30 protein-coding genes are annotated in these 25,713 nt (G+C 62.9%); 20 read left to right on the top strand and 10 right to left on the bottom strand.

Annotated features, from left to right (window positions below):
• Positions 1–34: 34 nt before the first annotated feature.
• Positions 35–373: a transcriptional regulator domain-containing protein gene (locus ACZ1JC_RS04475; protein WP_465149060.1), complete on the top strand. Its 339-nt coding sequence runs from the start codon at positions 35–37 to the stop codon at positions 371–373.
• A complete protein-coding gene (locus ACZ1JC_RS04470; protein ID WP_465139118.1) occupies positions 339–848 on the top strand; it encodes a DNA -binding domain-containing protein in 510 nt (169 codons plus the stop codon). Before ACZ1JC_RS04475 ends, ACZ1JC_RS04470 begins: the two co-directional genes overlap by 35 nt.
• A gap of 35 nt (positions 849–883) precedes the next feature.
• Here ACZ1JC_RS04470 and ACZ1JC_RS04465 read toward each other — a convergent pair whose 3' ends face one another.
• The 4 genes from ACZ1JC_RS04465 to ACZ1JC_RS04450 form a co-directional block, all read right to left on the bottom strand.
• Entirely contained in the window at positions 884–1,384 is a 501-nt protein-coding gene (locus ACZ1JC_RS04465) for a Ros/MucR family transcriptional regulator (RefSeq protein WP_465139119.1), read from the bottom strand.
• Between the two features lie 284 nt (positions 1,385–1,668).
• The gene (locus ACZ1JC_RS04460) at positions 1,669–2,187 is read right to left on the bottom strand and encodes a lipocalin family protein (protein ID WP_465139120.1); all 519 of its coding nucleotides are present in this window, start codon (positions 2,185–2,187) and stop codon (positions 1,669–1,671) included.
• Between the two features lie 358 nt (positions 2,188–2,545).
• Positions 2,546–2,947, bottom strand: coding sequence for a hypothetical protein (locus ACZ1JC_RS04455; RefSeq protein WP_465139121.1), 402 nt, complete (start codon positions 2,945–2,947; stop codon positions 2,546–2,548).
• A 68-nt stretch (positions 2,948–3,015) separates the two neighbouring features.
• A complete protein-coding gene (locus tag ACZ1JC_RS04450; protein ID WP_465139122.1) occupies positions 3,016–3,693 on the bottom strand; it encodes a heavy metal-binding domain-containing protein in 678 nt (225 codons plus the stop codon).
• A 97-nt stretch (positions 3,694–3,790) separates the two neighbouring features.
• On the opposite strand from ACZ1JC_RS04450, the gene ACZ1JC_RS04445 reads away from it, so the two are divergent.
• Complete coding sequence (locus ACZ1JC_RS04445) at positions 3,791–3,982, top strand: DUF6771 family protein (RefSeq protein WP_465139123.1); 192 nt, start codon at positions 3,791–3,793, stop codon at positions 3,980–3,982.
• 171 nt (positions 3,983–4,153) lie between these two features.
• Here the strand turns inward: ACZ1JC_RS04445 and ACZ1JC_RS04440 are convergent, their stop codons facing one another.
• Complete coding sequence (locus ACZ1JC_RS04440; RefSeq protein WP_465139124.1) at positions 4,154–6,223, bottom strand: radical SAM protein; 2,070 nt, start codon at positions 6,221–6,223, stop codon at positions 4,154–4,156.
• A gap of 31 nt (positions 6,224–6,254) precedes the next feature.
• A complete protein-coding gene (locus ACZ1JC_RS04435) occupies positions 6,255–6,722 on the bottom strand; it encodes a Nif11-like leader peptide family natural product precursor (protein ID WP_465139125.1) in 468 nt (155 codons plus the stop codon).
• A 713-nt stretch (positions 6,723–7,435) separates the two neighbouring features.
• Here ACZ1JC_RS04435 and ACZ1JC_RS04430 point away from each other — a divergent pair.
• The 4 genes from ACZ1JC_RS04430 to ACZ1JC_RS04415 all read left to right on the top strand — a co-directional run bounded on the left by ACZ1JC_RS04430 (position 7,436) and on the right by ACZ1JC_RS04415 (position 11,316).
• Entirely contained in the window at positions 7,436–8,527 is a 1,092-nt protein-coding gene (locus ACZ1JC_RS04430; RefSeq protein ID WP_465139126.1) for an ArdC family protein, read from the top strand.
• A complete protein-coding gene (locus ACZ1JC_RS04425; RefSeq protein ID WP_465139127.1) occupies positions 8,524–8,928 on the top strand; it encodes a DUF2958 domain-containing protein in 405 nt (134 codons plus the stop codon). The genes ACZ1JC_RS04430 and ACZ1JC_RS04425 overlap by 4 nt, the downstream gene beginning before the upstream one ends.
• Before the next feature lie 103 nt (positions 8,929–9,031).
• Positions 9,032–10,924, top strand: coding sequence for a ParB/RepB/Spo0J family partition protein (locus tag ACZ1JC_RS04420; protein WP_465139128.1), 1,893 nt, complete (start codon positions 9,032–9,034; stop codon positions 10,922–10,924).
• A 167-nt stretch (positions 10,925–11,091) separates the two neighbouring features.
• On the top strand, positions 11,092–11,316 hold the full coding sequence (locus ACZ1JC_RS04415; protein ID WP_465139129.1) for a hypothetical protein: 225 nt from the start codon (positions 11,092–11,094) through the stop codon (positions 11,314–11,316).
• 72 nt (positions 11,317–11,388) lie between these two features.
• On the opposite strand, the gene ACZ1JC_RS04410 is transcribed toward ACZ1JC_RS04415, so the two are convergent.
• Both ACZ1JC_RS04410 and ACZ1JC_RS04405 read right to left on the bottom strand, forming a co-directional pair.
• Complete coding sequence (locus ACZ1JC_RS04410; protein ID WP_465139130.1) at positions 11,389–11,610, bottom strand: hypothetical protein; 222 nt, start codon at positions 11,608–11,610, stop codon at positions 11,389–11,391.
• Positions 11,611–11,722: 112 nt separating this feature from the next.
• Positions 11,723–11,923: a hypothetical protein gene (locus tag ACZ1JC_RS04405; protein WP_465139131.1), complete on the bottom strand. Its 201-nt coding sequence runs from the start codon at positions 11,921–11,923 to the stop codon at positions 11,723–11,725.
• 543 nt (positions 11,924–12,466) lie between these two features.
• Here ACZ1JC_RS04405 and ACZ1JC_RS04400 point away from each other — a divergent pair.
• The 4 genes from ACZ1JC_RS04400 (at position 12,467) to ACZ1JC_RS04385 (ending at position 15,095) form a co-directional block, all read left to right on the top strand.
• Positions 12,467–12,787, top strand: coding sequence for a DUF736 domain-containing protein (locus ACZ1JC_RS04400; RefSeq protein WP_465139132.1), 321 nt, complete (start codon positions 12,467–12,469; stop codon positions 12,785–12,787).
• A 97-nt stretch (positions 12,788–12,884) separates the two neighbouring features.
• Positions 12,885–13,790 (top strand): HEPN domain-containing protein, encoded by a 906-nt coding sequence (locus ACZ1JC_RS04395; RefSeq protein ID WP_465139133.1) that lies wholly within the window; start codon positions 12,885–12,887, stop codon positions 13,788–13,790.
• Positions 13,791–13,861: 71 nt separating this feature from the next.
• Positions 13,862–14,761 (top strand): nucleotidyltransferase and HEPN domain-containing protein, encoded by a 900-nt coding sequence (locus tag ACZ1JC_RS04390; RefSeq protein ID WP_465139134.1) that lies wholly within the window; start codon positions 13,862–13,864, stop codon positions 14,759–14,761.
• Between the two features lie 49 nt (positions 14,762–14,810).
• Positions 14,811–15,095, top strand: a complete 285-nt coding sequence (locus tag ACZ1JC_RS04385) for a cold-shock protein (RefSeq protein ID WP_465139135.1) — start codon at positions 14,811–14,813, stop codon at positions 15,093–15,095.
• Here ACZ1JC_RS04385 and ACZ1JC_RS04380 read toward each other — a convergent pair.
• On the bottom strand, positions 15,067–15,462 hold the full coding sequence (locus tag ACZ1JC_RS04380) for a hypothetical protein (protein WP_465149058.1): 396 nt from the start codon (positions 15,460–15,462) through the stop codon (positions 15,067–15,069). The two genes, ACZ1JC_RS04385 and ACZ1JC_RS04380, sit on opposite strands and share 29 nt — an antisense overlap.
• A gap of 342 nt (positions 15,463–15,804) precedes the next feature.
• On the opposite strand from ACZ1JC_RS04380, the gene ACZ1JC_RS04375 reads away from it, so the two are divergent.
• The 5 genes from ACZ1JC_RS04375 to rlxS all read left to right on the top strand — a co-directional run bounded on the left by ACZ1JC_RS04375 (position 15,805) and on the right by rlxS (position 20,059).
• The gene (locus ACZ1JC_RS04375) at positions 15,805–16,035 is read left to right on the top strand and encodes a helix-turn-helix domain-containing protein (RefSeq protein WP_465139137.1); all 231 of its coding nucleotides are present in this window, start codon (positions 15,805–15,807) and stop codon (positions 16,033–16,035) included.
• Positions 16,036–16,109: 74 nt separating this feature from the next.
• Positions 16,110–16,598 (top strand): S26 family signal peptidase, encoded by a 489-nt coding sequence (locus tag ACZ1JC_RS04370; RefSeq protein ID WP_465139138.1) that lies wholly within the window; start codon positions 16,110–16,112, stop codon positions 16,596–16,598.
• Between the two features lie 5 nt (positions 16,599–16,603).
• Positions 16,604–17,236, top strand: coding sequence for a lytic transglycosylase domain-containing protein (locus ACZ1JC_RS04365; protein ID WP_465139139.1), 633 nt, complete (start codon positions 16,604–16,606; stop codon positions 17,234–17,236).
• A 233-nt stretch (positions 17,237–17,469) separates the two neighbouring features.
• Positions 17,470–17,832 (top strand): hypothetical protein, encoded by a 363-nt coding sequence (locus ACZ1JC_RS04360; RefSeq protein ID WP_465139140.1) that lies wholly within the window; start codon positions 17,470–17,472, stop codon positions 17,830–17,832.
• A 259-nt stretch (positions 17,833–18,091) separates the two neighbouring features.
• Complete coding sequence (gene rlxS / locus ACZ1JC_RS04355) at positions 18,092–20,059, top strand: relaxase/mobilization nuclease RlxS (RefSeq protein ID WP_465139141.1); 1,968 nt, start codon at positions 18,092–18,094, stop codon at positions 20,057–20,059.
• Positions 20,060–20,397: 338 nt separating this feature from the next.
• Here rlxS and ACZ1JC_RS04350 read toward each other — a convergent pair whose 3' ends face one another.
• Complete coding sequence (locus ACZ1JC_RS04350; protein WP_465140298.1) at positions 20,398–21,051, bottom strand: SOS response-associated peptidase; 654 nt, start codon at positions 21,049–21,051, stop codon at positions 20,398–20,400.
• A gap of 296 nt (positions 21,052–21,347) precedes the next feature.
• Between ACZ1JC_RS04350 and ACZ1JC_RS04345 the strand changes: the two genes are divergently transcribed.
• From ACZ1JC_RS04345 to dinB, 4 genes are all read left to right on the top strand, one after another.
• The gene (locus ACZ1JC_RS04345; RefSeq protein ID WP_465139142.1) at positions 21,348–22,109 is read left to right on the top strand and encodes an ImuA family protein; all 762 of its coding nucleotides are present in this window, start codon (positions 21,348–21,350) and stop codon (positions 22,107–22,109) included.
• Positions 22,024–23,559 carry a Y-family DNA polymerase gene (locus tag ACZ1JC_RS04340; RefSeq protein ID WP_465139143.1) on the top strand — a complete coding sequence of 512 codons (1,536 nt, stop codon included), beginning with the start codon at positions 22,024–22,026 and terminating at the stop codon, positions 23,557–23,559. The genes ACZ1JC_RS04345 and ACZ1JC_RS04340 overlap by 86 nt, the downstream gene beginning before the upstream one ends.
• 168 nt (positions 23,560–23,727) lie before the next feature.
• Positions 23,728–24,327, top strand: a complete 600-nt coding sequence (locus ACZ1JC_RS04335; protein ID WP_465139144.1) for a hypothetical protein — start codon at positions 23,728–23,730, stop codon at positions 24,325–24,327.
• 278 nt (positions 24,328–24,605) lie between these two features.
• Positions 24,606–25,691 (top strand): DNA polymerase IV, encoded by a 1,086-nt coding sequence (dinB, locus tag ACZ1JC_RS04330; protein ID WP_465139145.1) that lies wholly within the window; start codon positions 24,606–24,608, stop codon positions 25,689–25,691.
• Positions 25,692–25,713 lie beyond the last annotated feature (22 nt).

The following is a 25,713-nucleotide window of genomic DNA, read 5'->3' as shown; positions in this document are numbered from 1 at the left end:
CGCGCCGCAATGTGATTTGTGTCACACAACTGTCATGCGTGCAGCGGGTGGGCCGCCCCTATCTATGACGGGCCACGACAGCAACGCGCCGAACTGGCGGGATGCTGCGCAATACCGCCGCCTCGCCAAGCTCGATCGTGCTGCCCTGATGTGGGAATGGCTGCGCCGCGACCCTGCCTACGTGGAATGGTATGCCTGTGCGAGTGAGGCGACCCGGGAAGGGGCTGATGGGGAGGTGACCCGAAAATGGGGACTTCACTTTCGCCGAGAACCCCGCAGTCGGCGCCTGCGGGGCCAAGCTTATCTGGAGCGCGCAACTCGATCCCGGAGCAATTCCGGTGGAGGCGCAGCTTGCACGCGTCGGCGACCCTGATGCCGTCGACCCGCTCTGGTTCCGTTCTTGGTTCAGTTTGGTTGCGGGCCCGGGAGGCTGCGAGCACGTTGCTCTGACGGACGGCAGGTGCCGGATACGGCTCGATGTTCTTGCCGGGACCCTCCAGGATGGGCCGGTCGTCTTACATTACGGCTTGGCGGGCTTGGCTTCCCTGCGCCCCCGGATCCAGCCACTCAGGCGTCTGCTGGCCCTGTGCACTCACAGGCGCTTCGTGCGTTCGCTGTTTCCGCCGGATCCCCGGATGGGGCGCTTCGCAGACGCGCTGCGAGTTGGCGATGCGCTTGCCGAAGGCGCAAGCATCGCGCAGATCGTGGAAGCCTTTTACGGGGCCGAGCGTGCCGGGCGAGACAGCGGATCGGATTCCCTCAAGTCTCGGGTCCGCCGCCTCGTCCGCGATGCACGGTCGATGGCGGCGGGGGAGTACCGATCATTGATGGGCAAGGACATCGGCTGAACGGCCAGGACCGCCGGCTCGCTCTCCGATCGCCCTCAGCCGGCCTTGATGCCAAGCTTGCGCTTGGTCTTGCCTTGGGTTGGGCTTGCCACCTCGCTGTCGGGCTTGTCGGTGAGGGGCATGGGCGTTTCGCCCTGCTTTTTTCTGCCGCCCTTGCTGCCAAGCCCGATGCTGTGTGCCATCTGGGAGCGCTTGGCCGCGTAGTCGGAAGCAACCAGCGGATAGTCGGAAGCAAGCTTCCAGCGCGCGCGGTATTCCTCTGGAGAAAGGCCGTGCTGCGCCATGAGGTGACGCTTCAGCGTCTTCTGCTTCGCCCCGCATTCCAGGCAAGCTACGGCATCGGCCTTGACGGAAGACCTGATGGGGACCGCAGGGACGCGTTCTTCCTCGATTGGCTCCGCCGGCTGCCCGAGCCGGTCGAGCGACCCGTAGACGGCTGCGATGATCTGCGGCAGCTGGTCGGCGGAAACGGCGTTGTTCGTGACATGCGCAGCGACAATGTCGCTCGTCAGCTCCAGTAGAACGTCCTTCATCATTTTAATTTGCTACCCGCGTGAAAATGTGAATCGCACCTGCCGCACGGCAACCACCAATGCGCTCGAAGCGCAAGCTGAAATCGATAATTGAGATCGTTTTCAACAGTATGATGTCGCCGTCTCTATCCGCCCTTGCAGTTCCTTTGTCCGTCTCGCGGCTTTACTGGTAGCCGAACGCCCGTTTCTCATCTGCCTTGATCGGATGGATCATGGTTGTCATGCGGTTCCGGTGCGTGGCTATTAGAACCGCAAAAGTCGTGCCTGCCTGTGCTTGAACAGCTTGGTCAATCCACGAATGCGCTGGCGGGGACGGACGCTCCGCTTTGCTCGGTCCAGATCAGTTTGGACAAGTCGAAGCCCATGGCGGTGGCTGTCCCGAGCATGCCTTCAACGGTTTCCGGGTGCGGGTGTGGTGTCCGCGACAGAACCCAGAGATGATGACGGTCCGGCGTGCCGACGAGCGCGGTCTCGTAATCGGGCGTGATCGCCAGTACCCAGTAGTCGCCCTTGGTGAAGGGAATCCAGCGCAGATACTCGGGCAGGAAACTGACCTTGAGCTTTGCGTTGCTCGCGTCCGTGGCCTCGGCTTTTCCGATTGCTCGGTCGGGTTTTCCATTCTCGTCGAGGAGCCGGTTCTCGACGCGGACGGTGCCGTCCTCGTTCAGCGCGTAATTGGCGGTAATATCGGTTGCCTTGGCATCCTCGTATTTGAGGGGAAGGCGGCAGATTTCGAACCAGGTGCCGAGATATCGGCCGAGATCGAGTTCGGAAACAGCGCGGACATCGGTATTTTGCTCGGACATGGAAAAGACCTCCTTCGCTTCAACCGGTGAAAGCGGGGGAGGGTTCCATGTGCGTCGTCGCGCTGGTGTCGGGACGGATTGGACCGCGAAGAGGCGGGGTAAGGGACGGCGGCGGCTCGGGGGTCGAATGAGCTGCCGCCGTTGCTGGGTTCGGGTCGCACCTTCCAGCCCCTTCTCCCTTTTGGGGAGAAGAGCACTATGACCGGTCGCTGCCCGCGTGCAACCATCAAAAGTGGTTATCGGTCAGTGTTTTATGGGCACTCCTTTGTTGCCCTGCGTAAATTGGGGGACCGGCATTCCTCACGCGCTTGCACGCGGGAGCCAGACAGGCGCGTTCTCCCCTTTCGGGGGGGTGGGTTCAATAAACGCAGATTTTTCGATCGCTGCCCTGGACCCAGCAGGCTGGATCGCGCTTGCTGCGCGTGAACGAGCCTTGTGGAACCATCCTGGCGCCATTGTCGTAGTCGACGATGATCTCGCCGGGCGAGACCTTGTCGGCATAGTAGGCCATGCCTTCGACATCGATAGCAAAGCTGCCGTCTCCATTGCGAGGGTAGAACGTGCAGACTTGCGGCGCATCGCCGTCCAGCACGCATTTGGCCGGGCGGCCGGCGCTGATCGTGCCGCCATTGTAGTCAGCTGCCGGTTTGGCGGGCAAGCCCACGCGCAGGGCATTTCCGTGGCTGTCCTTCACCTGCGCGGAGGCCGGCGAAATCACGAGGCCAAAAGAGGCGAGGGCGGCAATATGAATGGGGCGCATGGGACGATTTCTCGCAGGTCTGGAGGTTTTGGGGAGGGTGCGCCGCAAGTCGGCGGGCGTGCCAGATCCTATGCGGGCACGCTGTCAGGTGTGACATCGCCGGCCAGCCAGCGGCTGATTTCCTGGGCGCGCGCCAGCGATGCCTCGAAAAGCCTGAATTTCTCCAGCACGTCCTCGTCGAGGATGGCCTCGAGATTGCGAATGACGACAGCGGTTCCCTGCATGTTGACCGTGGCCGCATTGTTTGCGGTCGTGCCGTAGTCGACATCGACACCGATGATGCAGTTGGCGCCCATTGCCATCGCCTTGGTGACCAGGATCGAGCGGGCGGTCGCTTCGCCGCTGTTGACCTTCAGTGCCATGCCGGAATTGACGTTGGTCGCGCCGAACATGTCGGAAAACCCCTGGCTGAGTTCGCTGAACATGCCCGTGCCGACCGTCACGTTAGCGGTCACCATGGATTTGATCTTGCAATCGGCGCCGGGCGGGATTTGCGAGATCGTCATCATCGGAAAATCGACGACGTTCGCTGTCATGTAATCCTGGCACTTCTGACGTTCGCCCTTGAGCTGCCAGATGGCAGCCTCGTACTCGCCCTTGCCGCACTTCTCGCAAATTTCCGTGTAGTTGGTTCCGGAGAGGAAGTTCAGGATCTGGGTCTGCTGGTCGCTGTACCGGCGGTTGGGTCCCTTGATGATCCCGCCGCTGGTGATTTCCGCGGCGCAATTTCCGCATGTGTCGCTCATGTAACCCCCTGATTTTGCTAGCAGCGCTCATGTCGCTTGGCGTGACGGCGCGCAAGGGGACTTGCATTGCGTTCCTATTATGTTCTATTTTTGAGTCATGGAGAGACTCGACCCACAGCAGCTATCGGAGGCTATCCTGACCGCGCCGGCCTGGGCGCGGGTCGGGATCACCATGCGCGATGAGCGCATGCGGCTTAAAGCCGCGGCGGAGCTGGCCCAGTCGATCGTGGAAAGGCTCGAGGACTATCCCGGCATCGAGAATCCTGATCAGCTCAATCTGTTTCCATGAGCGAGAAGGGGCGGTGTCGTCGGCGGTCACTTGACGGTGGCCCGGGTTGGCGAGGGAGACGGCGCGTAGCCGGTTGTCCATGTCTGCTGCACGCGGGTGCGCGTGTCTGGCGGGCATCCGTGCCGCATTGGGGGATTATCGCCGCCGGGCCGTCCTGCGGCTGTTGGAGCCTCAGAGTGCGTCGGCCGGCACAACCTCCCGCCTTGCTTGCTGCGCCAGCTCCTGCGGCGCGAAGAAGCCGATCATGTGAAGGGCAAGATCGGGCGAGGTCATGCCGAGCGTGGTCGCATCGTGGATGAGGTTCTCGGTGGGAGCGATGTACGCTTCGCCTGGTTCGATTGTCAGGCGCACGACCGGATAGTTCGGGAAGGCGCGCAAGAACGCATGGCCCAGATCGCTGCCGTAGTAGGCTGTCCCTGCAAGCAACGTCCCGTGAAGGACGGCGTGCATGCGCGCCAGCGAGAGGTTCACGAACAGGAATCTTCGGGGGCTGTGCCCAAGATTGACGCAAATGCGGTTCTGCGCGCGTTCTCGCTCCGCCAGCGGCGATTCTGTCCAGGAATCGACATGCATGCCGACGTAGTGCTCGCCCTTTCGACCTCTGACGGCATCCTTGGTGACCGTTGTCTTGCCGGTTTCGGCACTGCCGAGGCGCACGACGCGCGGCTCGCCGCCATCAAGCGAGTGATGGGCGGCGATATGGGCGCTGAGCAGATCATACGCTGTGTGCCAGTCCGGATGCGCAGTGTGATCGCGGTAGTTCGCAAGGCTTTGCGAAGTCCCGAAATCGGCAAAGACCCGGCTGAGCGGAGCGACGACACATTCCGGGATTCTGACGATCGCGATATCGCGGCCGATCTGCCACTCGGCGTCCGGCTCTGCGAGAAGCAATTCGCTTTCGCGGGCGGTGGCGGGGCGGAACGGCAGGAGCGGTACGATCGCTTCGGCAATGTAGCAGGGTCCATCGCCGACTGCAGGCGTCCGGTCCGTCGTGCCTGCACTCAGCGCAAAGCGTGCCTGTGGGGAGAGCCTGCTTTCCGTATCGAGGCGGATCCGAACATCGCGCTGCAGCAGTAGCTGTTCCGGGCGAGCGTGGTGCGGCGCGATCGATGCGGGCAGGAGCGATGGCGGCTGGAGCCGCATTGCCGGTGCCGCCGGGTGCTCCTCCTGCAGGCGCCGCTCGATATATTCAAGCATCGGCCGATCGATGTTGCAGCCCAGCGGCGCACCGCGTCGCTGCTGTAGCGCGGCTTCCTCGGCCATCGGATATCCCGAACAGCTGCCGAGAAACCGGCATGACGTGCAGATCGAGTTCATGCGCGCTTCCGCAGTTTCGATGGCCCGGGCATGGCCTGACGAGCGCAGGATTTCATCCATGGGCTGGCGGAACACGTTGCCATGCGCAAATTCGCCCTCGTAGGCGTTGCCGTAGCTGTAGAGTTCGCCATTCGTGTCGACGAGAAAGACGCTTTCCCAATCTGCCTTGTCGTAGATCATCGGCGCGGCGCCCGGGGTATGGTGATGAACCACCTGGCGCATGTAGCCGGTGAGCGGTTCGATCAGCAGCTCTGATCCGAGCGTGCGAAGTTCCTCGAACGCCTCCTGGAGCGCGGTGACAATCTCTGCGGGACCGAGGTCGAATTCCTCGTGCTGATTCTCAAAAGCACCGTCGATCAGCCAGAGCAAACGCACCGAGCGCACGCCGAGCTGGTGATAGAAGCGCACGATCTTGCGGATATGCGGCGCATTGCGCGCCGAGAGCACGGTGATGCACCCGTAGTCGATACCGGCGGCCTGGAGGCGGTCCATGTTTGCGAGGACGCGGCGTGTCGAATCCTCCCCCCGCAGGTTCGTGCGCAATGCCCCGAACAGGTCGATTGACACGCCGACCCGGTCGAAGCGGCGCAGAAGTTCGATCCGGCTGTCGTCCAGCAGGGTAAGGTTGGTCTGGATCGTGTTGTGGACGCTGGTGGCCGATCCGAAGATCGCGCGCTGAGCATCGAATGTCGCCGCGAAATAGTCGGGTCCGTTGAGCAGCGGTTCTCCGCCATGCCATACGAAATCGATCGCGGTCGGAGCGGCGAAGCTCTCCCGCCAATCTGCAATATGGCGATACATGCGCTCGAGGTCCTCGGGCGCCATGCGCTCGCGGCTCGCAAGATGTTCGAATTCATAGCAGTACCGGCAGCGCAAGTTGCACAGCTTGCTGGCCTTCACCACGAATTCGACCCGGCGCTGCACTGGTCCTGCTGGAGGCACGGGCGGCGGCCTGCTAGAGGCTGTCGTAGAGATCCACCGCCGACGGGCGGCCTTCCTCCTCTATCCCGCTCTCGTTCCGGCCGCCCATTACCTGGACCCAGGAGGGCCCCGGAATGGTCATGCGAAACGGCGCCGCTTCCCTGAAAGGATCCCAGCCGGATTGCACTTCGATGCGCTTCCAGATGTCCGATTGCCGGAAATGTTCCCAGAAATCCCGGGCCATTACATGTTCGACGATCCGCTCGAGCTTGCCTGTGCCCGGCTGATCTTCGGCGAGGCCATTGCCGACCTTGTCGCCGTCGGCCAGAGGTACGCCAAGGGCCTTGCCGACATCTTCCGGGTCGACCTGATAGCCCCGCGCACGGGCGATCTGGGCAACGATCTCGGGAGAGGCGGCGGCGAGCGCGTGATGGAGCTGACCCTGGAGGGTCTTGTCGAGGAAGACTTCGCGGAAGAATCCGTAGGCCTGGTCGGTGCTCATGGCAGTTCCTTCGTTCCCGCGGCATCGCTTCATGCGGTGCCGGTTACGCGATCCGAGCCTTTAAATTGTTGTGAATATTCGTTGTTATAAAGATGAATGGCGATTCAGCTTTAGTCAACATTGCTGCGATGAAATGCAATATTCTGATTTCATGAAAAATAATCGGGTTATTCGTGAATCGGATCGGGTTTGTCGACCTGTTGCGTTTATAATCTCGGGCGCGATTTGCGTGAGGTTGTGGGTCGTGATTCCGTCTTGCCATTGAGGCGATGCCTGGCGCCTCGCGCCTGCCGGCGCGACCGCGCTCTATGCTGCGTGCGGGGCTGAACGCCCTTGATGGCCGCGCGCAAGGCACCGAGCCCTTACGGTCTCGGCCATTCGGTGAGGATCGCTGGCGCAGAAGACCGGTCCATCGAGATGGACCGGTGACGCGGACGCGCGCTTTCGCGCGCGGCGTCTTTTGTTGAGCCTCCCTCTCGGAGCGCGGGTGGGCTCGGCGCCCGTCTAGGCCCGCCGGCACCGCCTGCAAGCCGCACATGCGTGCGGCTCCTCCGACTTCGCTCCGGCCCTTGCCACCCCGATCCTGTTGGATCGGGGCCCCGGCTGCGCGTGCAGGCGCTGCCCTGCAGCGGGCCTTGCGGTCGCCCGTGCCGCCCACCCCCGCTCCGTCGGGGGAGGCCATGGTGGTTTGGGGCGGGGTATGGAGGTGAGACATGCGCAGCAATCGCAAGGCTCCGTCATGCGCGGGGTCGCAATCGGGAGGCGCGCTATCGAAGGGCGCGGGCTCGGGAGCTTCGGGATCACGGGACACGGGTCGGGGAACGGATCGGGCCTCGCTCTATGACGAGGTCACGGCCCGGATCATTGCCGAGCTGGAACAGGGCCGAGTGCCATGGGTGCAGCCTTGGAGCAGCGAGACCGCCAGCGGCCCGGTGGCAGGGCTTCCGATCAATGCCCTGACCCGTCGCGGATACTCAGGGATAAATGTTCTCATTCTTTGGGGCGCGGTCATTCCGGGCGGTTGGGCCTCGCAGGGCTGGCTGACTTTCCGGCAAGCGCTCAGCGCTGGCGGCAATGTGCGCAAGGGTGAGCAGGGCACATGCGTTGTCTACGCCGACCGCTTCACGCCCGAGGCCGAAAAGGACAAGGCGCGCGAGACGGGTGGGGATGCTCGTTCGGTTGCGTTCCTGAAAAGGTTCACGGTTTTCAATGTCGCGCAGTGCGAGGGCCTGCCGGATGATTTCATGGCCGGACCCGTAGCGCTGCCCGAGCGGGAAATCGTGCCCGTGGCCGAAGCCGCCATTGCCGCGAGCGGTGTCGATTTCCGGATCGGCGGGGACAAGGCCTTCTATGCGCCGGGTGCGGACTTCGTGCAGGTGCCGCCGCAGCCCGCGTTCCACGATCAGGTCAATTACTACCGGACGGCGCTGCACGAACTGACCCACGCGACCGGGCATGTCTCCCGGCTCGACCGGAACTTGACGAACGGCTTCGGAAGCAAGGACTACGCCCGCGAGGAACTGATCGCGGAAATGGGTTCGGCATTCCTGTGCGCCTCGCTCGGGATCGTGCCGACCGTCCGCCACGCCGATTACATCGGGGCATGGCTGGAAGTCCTGCGCGAGGACAACCGCGCGATCTTCCGCGCGGCCAGCATGGCAAGCAAAGCCGCCGACTGGCTGCTTTCCCGCTACGAGGCAAGCGTGCCGGGGAACGAGGAAGCCGGTCACCCAGACGCCCCCGATGACGGCCACGATGAGGGCCACGATCACGGCTGCGATGACGGGGGGAGGGCCGAGGCATGACCCTCCTTTCCCGCTCCATCCGCTCGATGCTCTCGGCCAATTTCGAGCATTGCATGCAAAACCCCAAGTTCGATCCGCTGCCGCTGGTCCGCCTGTTCAATCCTATGGGGCGTGCGGTCTGGCTGGTGACCGAAATCTATGCCGATGACGACACCCTCTTCGGGCTGGCGGACCTCGGTTTCGGCTGCCCTGAACTCGGCATTTCCTCGCTTCGTGAAATCGAGGCGATCCGTCTGCCGATGGGGCTCACCATCGAGCGGGATATGGGCTTTTGCACCCGGCACCGGCTCTCCGTCTGGACGGAGGCCGCGCGTCTCGCGGGATCGATCCCCGATGCCGCTTTGCTTCTTGACCGGCTCACCCGCGAGGACCCGTCCGCCATCAGGCTTCTGCCCCGTTGAGGGGCCGATGACGCAGGCGGTCGTTCACCGTCAAATCCTAAGCCGGTCCACCGTATCGCATCACCAACCGGTGGACCGGCACTCTCAAATAGGAGTGCTACCCATGAAACTCGAGTTCATCGCTCTGAGCAACCTTTCCGTCAGCAAGGCGAACATGCGCTATGCACGCAAGGCCCCCGATGTGTCGGATATCCTGCCGACCGTCAGGGCGCGCGGCGTGATCCAGCCGGTGATCGTTCGGCCCAATTGTGAACCGGGCCATTACGAAATCGTCGCGGGATGCCGCCGCTTCCACGCCGCGCAGATCGTTGCTGCGGAAAGGCTGGCCGCCTGCACCGAGGCGGGCGAGCCGGACCCCGAAGCGGCCTTGCTGCCTTGCGCGGTGCTGGACGATGCCGACGATGCCAGCGCTGTCGAGGCCTCGCTGATCGAGAACATCGCCCGGCTCGATCCCGACGAAGTCTCGCGCTGGGCCTGCTTCACCCGGCTGGTCAAGGAAGGACGATCCATCGAGGATATCGGCCTCATCTTCGGTCTGCCGAACCTCTCCGTGAAGCGCATTCTTGCCCTCGGCAATCTTCTGCCCCGCATCCGCGAGATGTACCGGGCCGAAGAGATCGACGCGGCGACCATCCGCCATCTCACCATGGCGTCGAAATCGCAGCAGAAGGCATGGCTGGCCCTTGCCGACGACCCCGACAGCTACGCGCCGCGCGGGTTTCAGCTGAAGTCGTTCCTGTTCGGCGGGCAGTCGGTTCCGACCGGCCATGCGCTCTTCGATGTCGAGACGAGCGGGCTCGCCACGGTTTCCGACCTCTTCGGAGAAGACGCATATTTTGCCGAGACGGACGCGTTCTGGGACCTCCAGAATGCCGCCATCGAGGCGAAGCGCACGGGCTTCATCGAGGCGGGCTGGGCTGATGCCGTCATCCTTCCTCCCGAAACCCATTTCCATTCGTGGGAGTATGACAAGACCCCGAAGCGCAAGGGCGGGCGCGTCTATCTGGACGTTCGCGGCAATGGCGAAGTCGTCATCCACGAAGGCTATCTTTCCGCGAAAGAAGCGGCGCGGCTCGCCAAGGCCGAGGCGGTAGAGGGTGGAGCGATGGCAAAGGCAGTCCGCCCCGAACTGACCTCGATCACCCAGACCTATATCGACCTGCACCGTCATGCCGCCGTTCGTGCCGAACTGCTGGGACGGCCCGGCATTGCCTTGCGGCTCATGGTCGCCCACGCCATTGCCGGGTCTGCGCTATGGCGGATCGTGGTCGAACCGCAGGTTTCCAAGAGCGATGCGGTGAAGGAAAGCGTCGAGAACTGCCGCGCCGAAGCGGTGTTCGATGCGCGGCGGCGCGAAGTTTTGGCGCAGCTGGCGTTGCCGGATGACGAACCCACGGTGATCGGCGGGACCGGCTATGGCATGCGGGGCGGGCTGCGCGCGCTTTGCGGCCTGTTCGCTCGATTGACCGAACTTGCCGATGCGCAGGTCATGGACGTGCTGGCGCTCGTCATGGGCGAGGCGCTGGAGGCCGGGAGCCCTTCGGTGGAAGCGGTGGGGCTCGCCATCGGTGTTCCCATGGCGGATTGGTGGGAGGCTGACGAAGCCTTCCTCGAGACGCTGCGCGACCGTGAGGTCCTGCTCGCTATGGTCGGTGAGGTGGCCGGAAAGCTGGTGGCCGAGGCCAATGCCAAGGAGAAGGCCAAGACCTTGCGCGCGATCATTCGCGATCATCTGGCGGGGAACGGCGGGCGCGAGAAGCGCGAAGGCTGGGTGCCGCGCTGGATGGCTTTTCCGCCATCCGCCTATACCGAGCGAGGCGGAGTCGGGACGGTCGAGGCGCACGCCCGCGCGGCCATGCAAGCCGACAGACAACCGGCGGAAGAGGAGGGCGGCGAGGCTTGGGGCGAAACCTATGATTCGCGCTCAACCGAAGGGGCGGGGCCCGAGGACCTCACGGAGGATGCCGGACCGCAAGGCGACCGGCTGGCGGCCTGAAAAATGATCGGAGGCGGAACAATCCGCCTCCGATCCAACTTGTTGCGGCGAGGGAAAATTCCGGCCTCGGACCCGCGCCCTGATAGGCGCGGGTCCGCGGCTGACACCAAAACTTCATTGCCGTGGTCCTATCCCGGTGGCACGCAATCGGTGACAGGAAAAACATCATGACTGCAATTCAGACCGACGCGCTTCACACCATCGAAAAGCTTGTTTCCCGGCTCTCTCCCGATCCGATCTGCGACGAATGCATCAACCAGATCCTCGGACTCTCGCCGCTTGATCACGCCGATCAGCTTGTGCGCGAACTGGCAGGGGCTAATGGGTTCGAACGCAACAAGGATGCCTGCAGCCTTTGCGGCGAAACCCGCCTCGTGACGCGCCGTCGCTGAACTGATCCCGGGCACCATCGAACCGACCGACGCACCAAAGGGCGGCCGTCGACAGTGACCGCCTGCGAAGGTTCAGGCCATCTGGCGGCGCTGCGAAAAGACAGGGACTTCGTTCTCGTTCGCTTCGCGCCGAATGGTGCAGAGCTTGGTTGCTCCTTCCCAAAGTTCAGCCGTCCTTCGATTCGCCTCGCGATGGGCAATGATAAGCGCGGCGGTGAGGTCCTCGGCCTTGAATTCGATGCGCCTGGCGAGACCCTCGCCATCGTCCGAAAAGTGCAGCGTGTAGATTTTCATGTCTCTCCTCCATCGTTCTTCCGGACGCTTGCGGACTGACAAACTGCAACAGCCGCTGAAGAGTTCCCGGCCGGCCAAGGCCGTTCGGCGCCGGGGCGCGACGACCGGCGGATCACGCCTTGAGTTCCCACACACCGCTACCGCTCTGCGTGAGCGTGCAGATCTTTCGCGCGCCGTCCCACAATTCGGCGGGGCGCTCGGGTGCTTCTTTCTGGGCAAACAGGAGGGCGGCGCCTGGGTCTGTCGCTTCGAACCGGATATCCTTGGCAGGGCCGTGGCGGTCTTTATGGAACTTGAGCGTGTAGATCGTCATAGCGTTCTCCATGCGCGGGCAATGCCCCGCTTCACTAAACGACCCGCGAATTCTCCAATCGACGGGCGCCGCGATCCATATCTGCTGCGATAAATCGACGCTCTTCTGCGGCAAGCTGCGAGCTCGAGTGGGGGCAGAAGGTTCAACCCGCGCTTCGGGAGTGTCGACGGGTGGACACGGGGTTGCCCTCTGATCGGCTCGGTTTCAGACAGAGCAAGGCAGGTTCCATCGAGGCGACGTCGGTGCCTTTTGCGTTTCCAACTGCGGCTTTGACAGCGTTCCCGTATTGGTCGCCAGGTCCATTCCGGGTTCGGGGCATTGACCTGGAACAGTCGCGGTCCCGCGCAAACCATCGCCGAACGGCTTCTTTCCCCGCCCGCCAAGGCGGGCTCCTCGCGGCCGCTGACGCTCCAAACAAGCCGCCGGTTCCGGTCCTTCGCTGACGCTGCGGCCTCACGGTTCGCGGGCGCCGCTGTGACTGTCCCTTTGGTCTGCCCATCGCCCGGGAATGGTTCTCGCGGCGACAGATCAAGGAGAATTATCATGCCCGCAATCGGATACGTCACGCGCGATGGGCGCAGCTTCAAGGGTCAGCTTCGCACACTCTCTATCCGCGCCGAGATCGAGATCGCGCCCAATACCCGCAAGACCGGCGACACCCAGCCGGATTTCAGGGTTACGTCTTCCGGCGTCGAGGTCGGTGCCGGATGGCTGCGCCGCAGCGAGGCCTCGGGCAACGACTACGTCTCGCTGACGCTGGCGGCACCGGAATTCGGACCCCGGCGGCTTTACGCGAACCTCGGTCGCGCTGCCGGCAAGGACGATGAAGACAGTTACGCGATCATCTGGAATCCCGCAGACTGACAGCCGGTCCCCGCGCCGAAAACGGCGCGGGGATTTCCTGTGCGTGCAGCAAAACGAGTGTTGTTCTTACCCCGAACTCGTCTAGAATCAGCCGATTATGAAGACGGATCTCGATCACCTTCCCGAAGAAAAGCGCCGGGACCTGAAGCGTGTGGTGGAGATCGTCTTTGCCGAATTCGAGGACGTTCTCGGTCTCGCGACGCAGGGCTGGAAGAAGCAGGGCCGGATCATGAAAGTGATCCTCTACGGCTCGCATGCGCGCGGCGATTGGGTCGCCGATCCTGTCGGGCGGTACTATTCCGATTACGATATCCTTGTCGTCGTGAACGACGAGCGCCTTGCGGATGAGGCCGAGTATTGGGGCAAGGCGAAGGACCACCTCAACCGCGCCTACGACATCATGAACCTGATCTCGGCGCCGGTTGGTCTGACCGTCCATTCGATGGCGGACGCGAACTTCCAGCTATCGCGCAGCCGACCGTTTTTCATCGACGTCGTGCGCGAGGGCATCGTGCTCTACGAGCTCGAAGCCCAGCAGTTCGAACTGCCCAAGCCGCTCGATAGCGCGGTGGCGCATATCGAAGCCGAGAACCACTTCAACCAGTGGTTCGAGAGCGCCAGCCGATTTCTTGCATTCGGAAAAATGGGGGTGAAGGAGGGCTGGAATAATCAGGCGGCGTTCCAACTCCACCAAGCCACCGAGAACTTCTACCACACCGTGCTGTTGGTCCTCAAACTCTACAGCCCCAAGTCGCACAACCTGAAGTATCTGCGCGGCCGGGCGGAAGACATCGCGCGCGACCTGATCCCCGTCTGGCCCCGCGATACCAAGTTCGGCAATCGCTGCTGGGAGCTGCTTTATCAGGCCTACGTGAAGGGCCGGTATTCGCCGCATTACGTCATCCGTGACGTCGAACTTGAGTGGTTGGTCGAGCGCATCGAACTGCTCGAAGTGGAAGTGAAAGCGATCTGCGAGAGGCATCTGGGCAAGCCGCTGGATTAAAGAGAAGTCCCGCTGGGGGTGTTTTCGATAATCGGCGTCTCTGGACCGGACTTTTCCAAATCCGGGGGACTATGAAGACCGATCTCGACCACTTGCCCGAACAGCATCAGCGCGACCTGGAACGGGTCGTGCAGATCATATTCTCGCAGTTCGAGGACGCCATTGCGCGCGCCACACAGCCGTGGAAGCGGCGGGGCCGGATCCTGAGCGTCATTCTCTACGGCGCCTATGCGCGCGCCGACTGGGAGGCACATCACCTGGACGGTCACGCGTGGGATTACGATATCCTGGTCATCGTCAACCACGAGCGTCTGGCGAACGAAGTCGCGAATTGGAACAAGGCGAAGGACGCGCTGGCGCGCGAATATTCGATGGCGAGGCGGATATCGGCGCTGCCAAATCTGGTTGTCCATTCTCTGGATGATTTCACCCGGCAACTTGGTCACGGACGCCCGTTTTTCGTGGACCTCCTGCGCAAGGGGATTGCGCTCTATCAGTGCGGCTCGACACAGTTCGAGATGCCGAAGAGGCTCCCCCGAGAGGAACTTCGCCAGCAGACACACCAGCTTTTCCATCAGTGGTTCGATAACGCCAGGATCTTCCTCGATACGGCGGATTTTGCACTGTCGCGGGGAGCGAACAGCCATGCTGCGTTCCAGCTTCATCAGGCCGCCGAGCAATCCTATCAGGCAGTTTTAGCGGTCAAGACCCTCCATTGCCCGGGGACGCATCACCTCAAGTTCCTTCGCAGCCGGGCCGAGGAGGTCGCGCGCGAACTGATCCCGATCTGGCCGCGCGAGGACAAGTTCGCCAGGCGGTGTTTCGAGCTTCTCCATCAGGCATACATCAAGGGGCGATATTCTCCCGAATTCTCTATCGGCGATGCCGAATTGGACTGGGCTTTCGAGCGGGTGCAGGAACTCCAGACTGCTGTTCAAGGCATCGCCGAGAAGCGGCTTTCCAACATCTGACGCCCAAAATCCGTCCCGGTTTGCGACACCCCCTCTATACGGGGGAACTGTGTTCACTTGTGCAATTTCTGATCTCGCCCGCACCGTGCACAACCTCAGTAACGTGGGGGCAGGGGCGATGCCGAGCGGGCGGATCAAGTTTTTCGATGCGAAAAAGGGCTATGGCTTCATAGCGCCCGATGACGGAGGACGCGATCTCTTCGTCCACGTGTCCGTAGTCATCGCTGCCGGAATATGGAGTCTCGAGGTCGGCCACGCCATCAAATATGACGTGCTCGTAGCCCGGAACGGCAAGGTCTCGGCGATCAACTTGCGCGGCATTTCACGCGGTTGAGCGTGTAGCTCGCAAACGCTTCCTCGCCCTTTTTCGGATCCTGCGAGACAATCTGCCATGTGAGCTTGTCGCCATTGAAACGCCAGCGATTGAGGAAGGCGCCGTCCTCATATTGATAGCTCATGTCGAAGCCGTCGGGCCTGCTCGAACCGGATCCCGTAGCGGTCATTGCGCCGCCGAAGCTGTCCGCCCAATAGCCGACCAGATCCGGCGCGCTTCCCGGCAGAACCATGGCCCCGCCGAGCACCAGATGCGCTGAATAGCGATCGGAGGGATCGGCAATGGTGTGGCTCTCGGCATCAACCGTCAGGATGGCGCCGAGCGCGACCGGTTTACTGACAAGCGCGATCGTCACCGGCTTTTTCATGACCTCCCCGGTGCCTTCCCAGCATCCTTGGAGATGCGAAATTGCAGTCGGAATTGCCGGCGGCGCAGGCTCGGCGGCATGGGCTGCCCCCGTGCCTGCCAACACTGCCAAGCCCGCAAAAACCGATAGTCCGCGCATAGATAACCCCCGTCGACAAGCCCGCGTGGCGGTGTGGCAAGTCCGGCGCTTCGGCGCAATTGCAAAGAGCGGTTCGTGGGCCAACCGACGCGGGGAGTCGAATTCGCCTATAGCCGAATCCGACTCTGCCCGGGCCATGGATTGTCCCTCATTTGAGTGTCCCCGAGGGCGACTGGGTGTCGCCCGATGCACGGAAGGGACACCATGGAAAACTCCGACGAGATCGATCGCGCCCGGGCTGCCAAGCGCGGATCGCCGTTTCTCAACACGCCCCAGGCGGCAGCCTATCTCGGCATCTCGATCCGCCTGCTCCTCAAGTTTCGGCGCAACGGCGGCGGCCCCATCTTCCGCCGCCATTGCCGCTTCATCCAGTACCATATTGACGATCTCAATGCCTGGAGCGAAGCGAACTCCGGCCGGGCGTTCCGCCTGTGAACGGGCCCGATATCCCCGGCGGCGATGTGTCGCCCTGGCAGTCCAAGGGCGACCGTTATCGGAAGGCGCGGACCATGACGTTCGGCATCGCCATAGTGGCGAGCCTGCTGAGTGCAACCTTGGCCTTTCCGCCTGCACCACGCCTCCTTTGGAATGCCAGTCCCAGCGCGCCGATGGGCCTCTACCTGGTATCGCCGGGAAGCGATCCCCTGCCGGGCGATATGGTGATTGCCCGCATGCCCCGGCCGTGGCGCGACCTTGCCGCCTCGCGCCGCTATCTTCCCTCGAACGTACCGCTGGTAAAGCGCGTCGTCGGCTATCCGGGGCGGGAAATCTGCGCGCTGGGAAACGAGATTTTCCTCGACGGCGTGCCACTGGTCGTTCGCAAGGCACACGATGGAAAAGGACGGCCCATGCCGCGGTGGGAAGGATGCCGGGTGCTCGCTCGCGGCGAGTATTTCCTCCTCATGACGGCCAGCCCGGATTCCTTCGACGGGCGGTATTTCGGGATAAGCCGCAGCTCGGACATCATCGGTCAGGCCTATCTGCTATGGGAGCGCTGAGAGCGATGATCGTCGCCGCGACGATCATCGCGGCAACCCCTGCCTGCGCCCAGGATCTGGAGCGCTGGCAGCCCCATATCGAAGAAGCCTCGTCCCGTTTCGGCGTGCCGTCGGCCTGGGTCAGGAAAGTGATCTGGGCCGAGAGCAGGGGGCGTACGCAGATCGGCGGCGCACCGATCCGCAGTCCCAAAGGCGCCATCGGGCTCATGCAGCTGATGCCGGGCACCTGGGCGGAGATGCGCACGCGCCTGTCGCTCGGCAACGACCCGGATAACCCGCGCGACAACATTCTCGCGGGGGCATATTACCTGAGACTGCTCTACGATCGCTTCGGATATCCGGGGCTGTTTGCGGCCTACAATGCCGGGCCGGCGCGCTATGAAAAGTATCTGTCCGGCATACCGCTGCCCGCCGAAACTGTGGCCTACCTTGCGGGGATAAGCGGCAGTGACACCTCCGTTTTGCCCCAAGCGCCGCCGCTCTTTGTGGGCACTTCGCAGTCTGCCCCAAGCCCTGTGGAGAACCCGGAGGACAAGTCGGGGCAAACGCGTGGGGAAGTGGTGGAAGGAGATGGGAAAAGTCCCGTCCGTCCTCCCGAACGCGATCCTCTGTTTGCCGTTCGCCACAACGCCCACTGAGAGGTCGTGCCCAGAGGAGAGGTAAGAATGCTCGTCTGAGATGGTGCAGTGTGACGGGCGCCGAACAGTCTATCAAGGCCCGCGGGTACCCCCCAATTTGCTTCGCAAATCGGTTCCCCCCACGTCCGCTTCGCGGCGCAGGACTAAAGCCCTGCGGCCCTGACAGACCGCCCGGCGCCCGTCTTCGAATGGTCGTTCTCAGTCACGGGAACGGTCACGCGAGGAGCTTCATCATGCAGATCGATCGCACCATTGCCGCAAACCATCACGATGTGTTCGCCAGCCTCGTTCACGGGCTCGAAATCGAGTTCGGCAAAGGCGCAGGACGCGCCCTGGCACAGCGCTTTATCGAAGCGGAGGAAAGCGATTTCCTCTGGGACGCACGTATCTCGGAGCGCTGGCTCGGGCGCTACGAAGGCCTTGGCGAGGACGATGCGGTCGATCTCGATCGGGTCGCCGTCCTGGGCCGCCTGGGCCGCCGCTGGTTCGCCGCCACGCTCATCATTGATGGAGAGGGCGATCCGGTCGGCCTCATTGCCCGGCGCGATTTTGCGAAGCGCGCAGCAGCTGAGAAAGCGAGTGCGCAGGCCCATTGAGCTCTGCGCAATCGATGGGGCAGTGCCGGACGGTGCTGCCCCATCGATTTGCCGGTGAATCATTGGCGTCTGGCAACTGGGTTGGATGGGAGGGGTCGGATTTGGTTGCGGGGAGGGGGGAGGCGGAAAAGTGGCGGACGACAAGATTGAAGGCGTGTCTCGTGACACGCTTAAGTTTCTGTCTGCACATCGTTTTTCTGCGAGACTGTAGGGTCGGTGACGAGACTGTAGCGAGACATGCCTTTTCGGGAGGCTTTGCATGGATTTCGACGACGATTTCGAGCCGCGCCTTGGGCGGCAGCGCGATGCGGTCGCAAGAAAGGGCGGCAGGAAAGCGATCAAATACGCGACCCGCGTTGCCGTCGCAGCGGGGCTGATCGGCACCGGGAAGAAGGGCGGCAAGTTCGTTGGTAGCCGTATCGGTCGGGGTGCGGCGCTCGGGCGCGCGCTTGCGGGGCGGGATCGACTGGGGGGATACCGGGCCCGCCGCGTTGTCGTGAAGACGAGGCTGGTGAAAGTTCGCAGCGGTAGCGCCAGCGCCCTCAAAGCCCACCTCCATTACATCCAGCGTGACGGCGTCACCAGGGAGGGCGAACAGGGAGTGCTTTATGGCCCCGACAACGACCGCATGGACGGCGCCGAATTCCTCACACGCTCGAAGGACGACCGGCACCAATTCCGGTTCATCGTCTCGGCCGAGGACGGCGACCAGTATGGGGACCTTAAGCCCTATATTCGCCGGCTCATGAACCAGGTCGAGGAGGACCTTGGAACCAGGCTGGAATGGGTTGCTGTCGATCACCACAACACCGGCCATCCACACACGCATATCGTGCTTCGTGGGATCGACGATCGAGGCAAGGACCTCGTCATTGCGCGCGATTATATTGCCCATGGTTTCCGTGAGCGCGCCGTTGATCTCATGTCGCTCGATCTCGGGCCGCGCGCAGGCCACGAAATCGAGGCGCGGCTGCGTCAGGAAATGGAGCAGGAGCGCTTCACTGGCTTGGACCGCCGGCTCATCGGACGGATGGATGCCGATCGGTGCGTCTCGCCGCATGATCGCGATCCGTTTTTCCAGGCACTGGAGACGGGACGCCTGCAGGCTTTGAAGCGCATGGATCTTGCCAGCGAACTGGGGGACGGGCGATGGCAGCTTGCCGATAGGCTCGATGAAACGCTTAGGGCTATGGGGGAGCGCGGCGACATCATCCGCCTGATGCAGCGCGAGGTCACGCGCGCCAGACTGGAGCGACAGGACCAGCGCATCTATGCGCCGGACATTGGGCCGCTTGTCGGCAGGGTCATTTGTCGCGGGCTGGCGGACGAGCATCACGATCGTCATTTCCTGCTGGTCGACGGCATCGATGGACGTTCGCACTACATCGACATTGGACCCTCGACGGCCGTTGAGCCGTTGCCACGCGATGCGGTGGTACGGGTGATCCCGCGAATAGCGGAGGTTCGGGATATCGATCGCAATGTTCTGGAGGTGTCGCAGGCGAACGAGGGGCGGTATTCGATCGCGCGGCATTTACGCTACGACTGCTCCGTCACCCAGGCTTTCGCCGAGACCCACGTGCGCAGGCTTGAAGCGATGCGACGAGCGCGCTCCGATGTTACCCGTGAGGCCGATGGAAGCTGGCGTATTTCGTCCGAACATCTCGAAGTCGCAGAACGCTTCGAGCAGCGAGATGTCGCTTCCCGGCCTGTTGCAGTCGAGGTCCTGGGCTCGGGCTCGGTGGAGCGAATGTCCGGCATGGAAGCGGCAACATGGCTGGATCGTGAACTCGCCTCGCCGTCAGGACTGGCAATACGCGATGCAGGGTTCGGACGCGAAGTGCGCACGGGCCTGGATCAGCGACGGCAGTGGCTGGTCGAGCAGGATCTGGCCGATGTTTCACCGAGCGGCGTCAGATTGCGGCAGCATACCCTGGCGTTGCTTCAGCGGCGCGAATTGCTCCGGATCGCCGAGCGCCTTTCCGGGGAGCTGGGGAAGGAGTTCTCGGAGGCCAAGACCGGCGACTGGATCGAAGGCAAGGTGAGCCGCAGGATAGATGGTATTTCGGGGCGCTTCGCGCTCATCGAGCGCAGCCACGAATTCACCCTGGTTCCATGGCGGCCCGTACTCGAGAAGCAGCTTGGGCAGCAGGCCGGCGGGATCATGCGCGAGGCCGGTATCAACTGGCAGTTTGGACGTGGACGTTCCGGGCCGGAAATTTCTTGATCGGGGCTTGTTGGCGGGCAACTTTTGCGGGCGTTGCTTATGCAAAGCGCCGCCAATCCGGATGCATCAGCGGTCGCGCTTGCTGACGGGCGTTCTACATGCCCTCCATGAAAAGCGAACGTACAGCACAACGCTATCGGCAGGCCGTGAATATTGCCGGAAACACGCAGGCCATCGAAAGGGCGGGGCAGGCCCTCATCAACGCGTTATGGGCGGAGGGTTTTCGCCCGACGTCCGAACGGCGGGACCGTTTCCATTGAAGACATATATCGAAGCTGGTCTCCTGGCGGCAGCGCTTGCGCTTCCCTGGTTGGTGCGTCTGATCGCCTGATTTTCGGCTACAGCGGCAAGGACAACTGCGGTGAGGGTGCCGGCGGCTTGTCCATTTGAGACTTGTCGGACCATGGCTCGTCGGATGGCTCACGCAGCAATTCCCGCTCCCATGGATTGCAAAGTCCGTGAGCGGCGGTTGGCGAGCCGTCGGTCCAGGTCTTCCAGTTTTCGCGGCGCAGGATCACTGGCATGCGGTCGTTGAGATCCAGCATGGATTCGTGCGCGGGAACCGTCATCATCGAGAAAACGTGCCCCCATTCGTCGCTACGCCGCCAGATGCCCGCGACTGCAAAAATCTCCTCGCCGGGTACCGAGAACCAGGTCCGGGTCATCTTTCCTTTTTTTCCTTCCGGTTCGGCCCAGGCGTTTAGTGGAACGAGGCAGCGACGCCGCGCAAAGCTCCCGCGCCAGAACCTCGATCCGATCTTGTCCGCACGCGCATTGTAGATGGGGTGAGGCTTCAGCATCTCGCCGGTCAATTTGCTTGGATCGGTACGCGGGAAGCCCCAGGCCATCGCCCGGACTTGGCTTTGGGAAATTACCAAGCCGGGGTCCGTCGGTGCCACCACCTCGAGATAATTGGCCCCGCTCGACGGCTCGGTGTCGAAAAGCGCGGCGATGGCGCTAGCAGGGGTGGTCAAGCGATAGAGGTTGCAGATGGGAGCATCCTTTCAAAACCATACTACGCCCGCAGGCAGGTACAACAAAGGGTGAGCAACGCTTCTGAGGGCGGGCGCAGGCTGATTCGCTCGCCCGCTAGCCGCCACTGCCCGCTCTGTCCGGCACGGGAAGCAGCGGGTATCGACGAGGCCCAAATTTGCTCAACCTTTTTATCTGAATTCCGGGCCCTTTCCTGCCCGCGCGTTGCGATGTTCAAGGCGCGGCGTTGACTCTTAGATGAAATGGAACAAAATAAGAACGAAATTTCCATCGCAGAGCCACAAGGAGGCCCTTCATGACGGAGCGAGGGTCACCATCTCGCATTGATACCCTGCGCGCCCGGATCGCCGAGATCGAAGGCGGGGACAGGCGCGCGCGCGAGGTATTGCCCTTCGGTCTTGAAGCGCTCGATGCCAAGCTACCCGGCGGAGGGCTTGCGCTGGGTTCACTGCATGAAGTGGCCGGCGGCGCCCAGGGCGTGACCGACGGCGCGGCGGCTGCACTGTTCGCTGCCGGGATCATGGCACGCGCCGAAGGCAAGATTCTCTGGTGCATGACCAAGGCCGATCTCTTCGCACCGGCCATCGCCCAGGCCGGGCTCGATCCCGACCGTGTCATCTATCTTGAAGCGCAGGATGAGACTTCGGTGCTGGCCTGCTTCGAGGAGGGACTGCGCCATGGCGGGCTCGGCGGTGTGGTTGCCGAGGTGTCACGGCTCTCGATGCCGGTATCTCGCCGCCTGCTGCTGGCTGCGGAAAACAGCGGCGCGATCGGGATCGCGCTGCGCCGTTGGCGTAGGCGCGAGGATGCGGCCGATTTCGGGCAGCCGACAGCGGCTGCGACGCGCTGGCGGGTGACGGCGGTCCCGTCCGAGGCCTTGCCGGTCCCCGGCGTCGGGCGGCCGCGATGGTTCGTCGAGCTCATCCGGTGCCGGGCTGGCGAGAGCGCCGATTTTCTTCTGGAATCCTGCGATGCGACAGGTCGTCTCGCTCTTCCTGCCGACCTGGCCGATCGACCGGCTGCGGCGCAGACTTGGGCGACAAGCACCGCCGCCTGACGCGCCGCTGGTCCTGGCAGGTGTGGAAGGGCGCCGCCGCGTGTTGACTGCGGTGAGCGCGCCGGCCCGCGCTCTCGGCCTCCACGTAGGCATGGCGGTAACCCAGGCGCAGGCGCTGGTGCCCGATTTGCTGCTTATGGATGCCGACCCTCAAGCTGATGAGAAGGCGCTGGAGCGTTTGGCGGTCTGGTCGCTGCGCAAATACTCGCCTCTCATTGCACTCGATCCGCCCGAAGGCTTGATGCTCGATGTGACCGGAGCAACCCATAGCCATGGCGGGGCCAGAGGGCTGCTCGCCGACATGCTGCGCCGGCTCGCCGAAGTCGAGACCGCCGCGCGCGCCGTCTGCGCGCCGACCTACGGGGCTGCGCATGCGCTTGCCCGCTTCGGCGGCGAGATGTTGTGCCCTGAAGGACTTGGCATTGTCGATCCGGCAGACCTTGTCGAAGCTGTCGCGCGGCTACCGCTTGCGGCCCTTCGATTGGAGGCCAAGACAATCGAGAACCTGGCCGCGCTGGGTATTGAGGTGATCGCGGAATTGGAGGCAATGCCGCGCGCCTCGCTCGCCTTGCGGTTCGGTTCCGATCCCGGCCGGCGGCTCGACCAGATCTTTGGGAGGCTGTCGGAACCTTTCGAACCGGTCGAGGCGCCGAAACAGATCGAAGTCGAGCGCCGCTTTGCCGAGCCGATCGGCGCCCCGGAGACGATCGCGCGCTACACCCGCAAGCTGGTCGATACGTTATGCGAATTGTTGGAGGAGGCAGGGCTCGGTGCGCGCCGGCTCGATCTTCGTTTCCACCGCGTCGATAATGCCGTCCAGGCCATCCGCGCCGGTCTTGCCAAGGCGAGCCGGGAGAAGAAGCAGCTAGCCCGGCTGCTCTGCGACAGAATCGAGACCGTCGACCCAGGCTTTGGTATCGAACGCATGGTGCTGGCTGCACCGGTGATCGAGCCGCTGGGTCTTCGGACCATGTCGAGCCTCGGCGACAAGCCCGTTCCCGATGTCTCGGCGCTCGTCGATATCCTCGGCAATCGGGTCGGCGAGGAGCGACTGTTCCGCGTCGCCGCGCGCGAGAGCCATATCCCCGAGCGCTCGGTCATGCGTATCGCACCGATGTCGGATCCGACGTTGCTCCGCTGGCCCGAGCGCTGGCCGCGCCCGGCACGCCTTTTCGCAAGGCCCGAGGCGATCGAGACGATGGCGCTTTTGCCCGACCATCCGCCGGTTCATTTCGTGTGGCGCGGCGTGCGTCGGCGTGTGAAGCGAGCCGACGGGCCCGAGCGCATTTATGGCGAATGGCATTTGAGCGAGGCGGAATGGCTAAGCGTGCGCGACTATTTCCTCGTCGAGGACGAGACAGGCGCACGCTACTGGGTCTTTCGGCAGGGCGACGGCATGGACGCCGCCACCGGCGGGCAGGACTGGTTCCTGCATGGAATCTTTGCCTGAAAAACGCGGGGGAAAGGCCGAAATCAAACGAATAATGCCCTGCAGTAAGCAATCCTCGATGGGGGGATTGCTTTGAGATAGCAGCAGTTTTTCGTTTTGTTTTAGGTCGTATGTTGTACCGCGTACGACAATCGGGCGCGGCGGATCAGGCGTTTTTTTGGGGGGAACATGCAAGCTAGGTGGTACAAGTGGGGTTCTCGTGTCGTACGTTTGCTGCAATTTGGCGCGGCGGGTGTTGCAGCGACGGTTCTCGTCAACTTCCAGCCCGACGTGGTTGTCGGCTTCGCGATCGATGGCCCGAACAGCCCCTGGCAGATCGACGAGCATATGGACTGCGAGGCCGAACCCGCCTCACTTAGCAGTAGGCATCCTGGAACAAGTGAATTCGAGGACATCCAGCGCATGGCGGGCGGAATCCCCATTCTTGCGCGGCTGTGTTTGAAATCGCGCGTATCAGATCAAGGCGAAATGCTGATCCCCGTCAGCGAGGAGGGGAGCGGGTGGACCGGCTGGCCCAAGGACAGCCCCGATGCCACGCGGTATGCCCAAGGAATGGCAGCCGGTTTCGATCCAACCTCCGACGTCGATCGACAGGCTGCCGTGATCGCAGAGAAGCAGTCGTATGATATTTGGCGGGAGCGGATTCTGGATACGCTCGGTGCCGCTTTAGCCGTTATAGCCGGACTCGAAGTGTTCTGGCGACTGGCGGCCTGGCTCGTAGATGGCGTTGCCGGCATTCCAAAACGAAAGCAATCCGAAGCCGCCTGATCCGTCTGTTCGCGGCCAGAATATTGAGGCAGCAAAGCGTGCAGGACGAAAAAAAGCCGGCCACGAGGGCCGGCTTGGAAAGTCTTTGGGAGAGGATGCCTGAAAGGCCCCCGGCATATGTGGGCGAACGATCTCTAGAGCAAATGCAAGGAGTGCAACCAGTGTTACCCAATCTGATTGCGCTTTATAAAATTGAGCGCAAGCGCGACGCTTGGATACGGCACTGCGCGAATATCCAGAATGTTCCCTAAATGTTCCATTCGTGCTAACCGCAAGGAATGGCCGAGTCTCCGCAGCGAAAGATCATCCACGTCGACATGGACGCCTTCTTCGCGTCGGTCGAACAGCGCGATGATCCTTCGCTGCAAGACAAGCCGGTTGCCGTCGGCTACCCGGCGGCGCGCGGCGTGGTGGCAGCGGCGAGCTACGAGGCGCGAAAGTTCGGTGTGCGTTCGGCGCTGCCTTCCGTCACCGCGAAGCGGCGTTGCCCTGACCTCATCTTCGTGCCGCCTCGTTTCGACGTTTACAAAGAGGTCTCGCGGCAAATTCATGCGATCTTCGCCGACTACACCGATCTCATTCAGCCGCTCTCGCTCGACGAGGCCTATCTCGATGTGACCGCCAACCGGCGGGCGATTGCCACCGCCTGGCTGACCGCCAAGGAAATTCGCGCACGGATTCTCGATGAGACCGGGCTCACGGCGTCCGCCGGCATTTCCTACAACAAGTTCCTGGCCAAGCTTGCGTCCGACCAGAAGAAGCCCAACGGCCAGTTCGCCGTGACGCCCGACACGGGCGCCGCTTGGGTAGAGAGCCTGCCGGTGAAGCGCTTCTATGGCGTAGGCCCGGTCACCGCGAGCAAGATGGAGGCGCTTGGCATCGAGACCGGCGCCGATCTGCGCGCCAAAACGCTCAGCTTCCTGCAGGAGCATTTCGGCAGCTCGGCGGAATGGTACTACCAGATTGCACGTGGCATTGACGAGCGACCGGTCAATCCGGACCGGGAACGCAAGTCGTCGGGCAGCGAGACGACCTTCGACCGCGATCTGGTCGCGGATGCGGAGATCGAGGCAGGCGTGCTGGGCCAGGCCGACGATGTGTGGACCTGGTGCGAACGGGCGCAATCCTTTGGACGGACGGTGACCGTGAAGGTCAAATACGCCGACTTTCAGCAGATCACGCGCAGCAAGACCTTTCCGATGGCCGTGCGCAGTCATGCGCAGCTGCGCGAAGCAAGCCTCGCACTCGTTCGCCAGGTGCTGCCGACCGAAAAGGGCGTACGCCTCGTTGGTGTGACGGTATCGGGCTTCGAGCAACAGGAAGCGGGCGCCGCGCTGCCCCTGTTTGCGGATGGGCTCGCCTGAGAAAGCCTTGCTGAAGGGCTGA

The organism is Sphingomonas sp. BL-S-28 (assembly GCF_055521515.1).
This window is presented reverse-complemented; position numbering and strand designations above follow the sequence as displayed.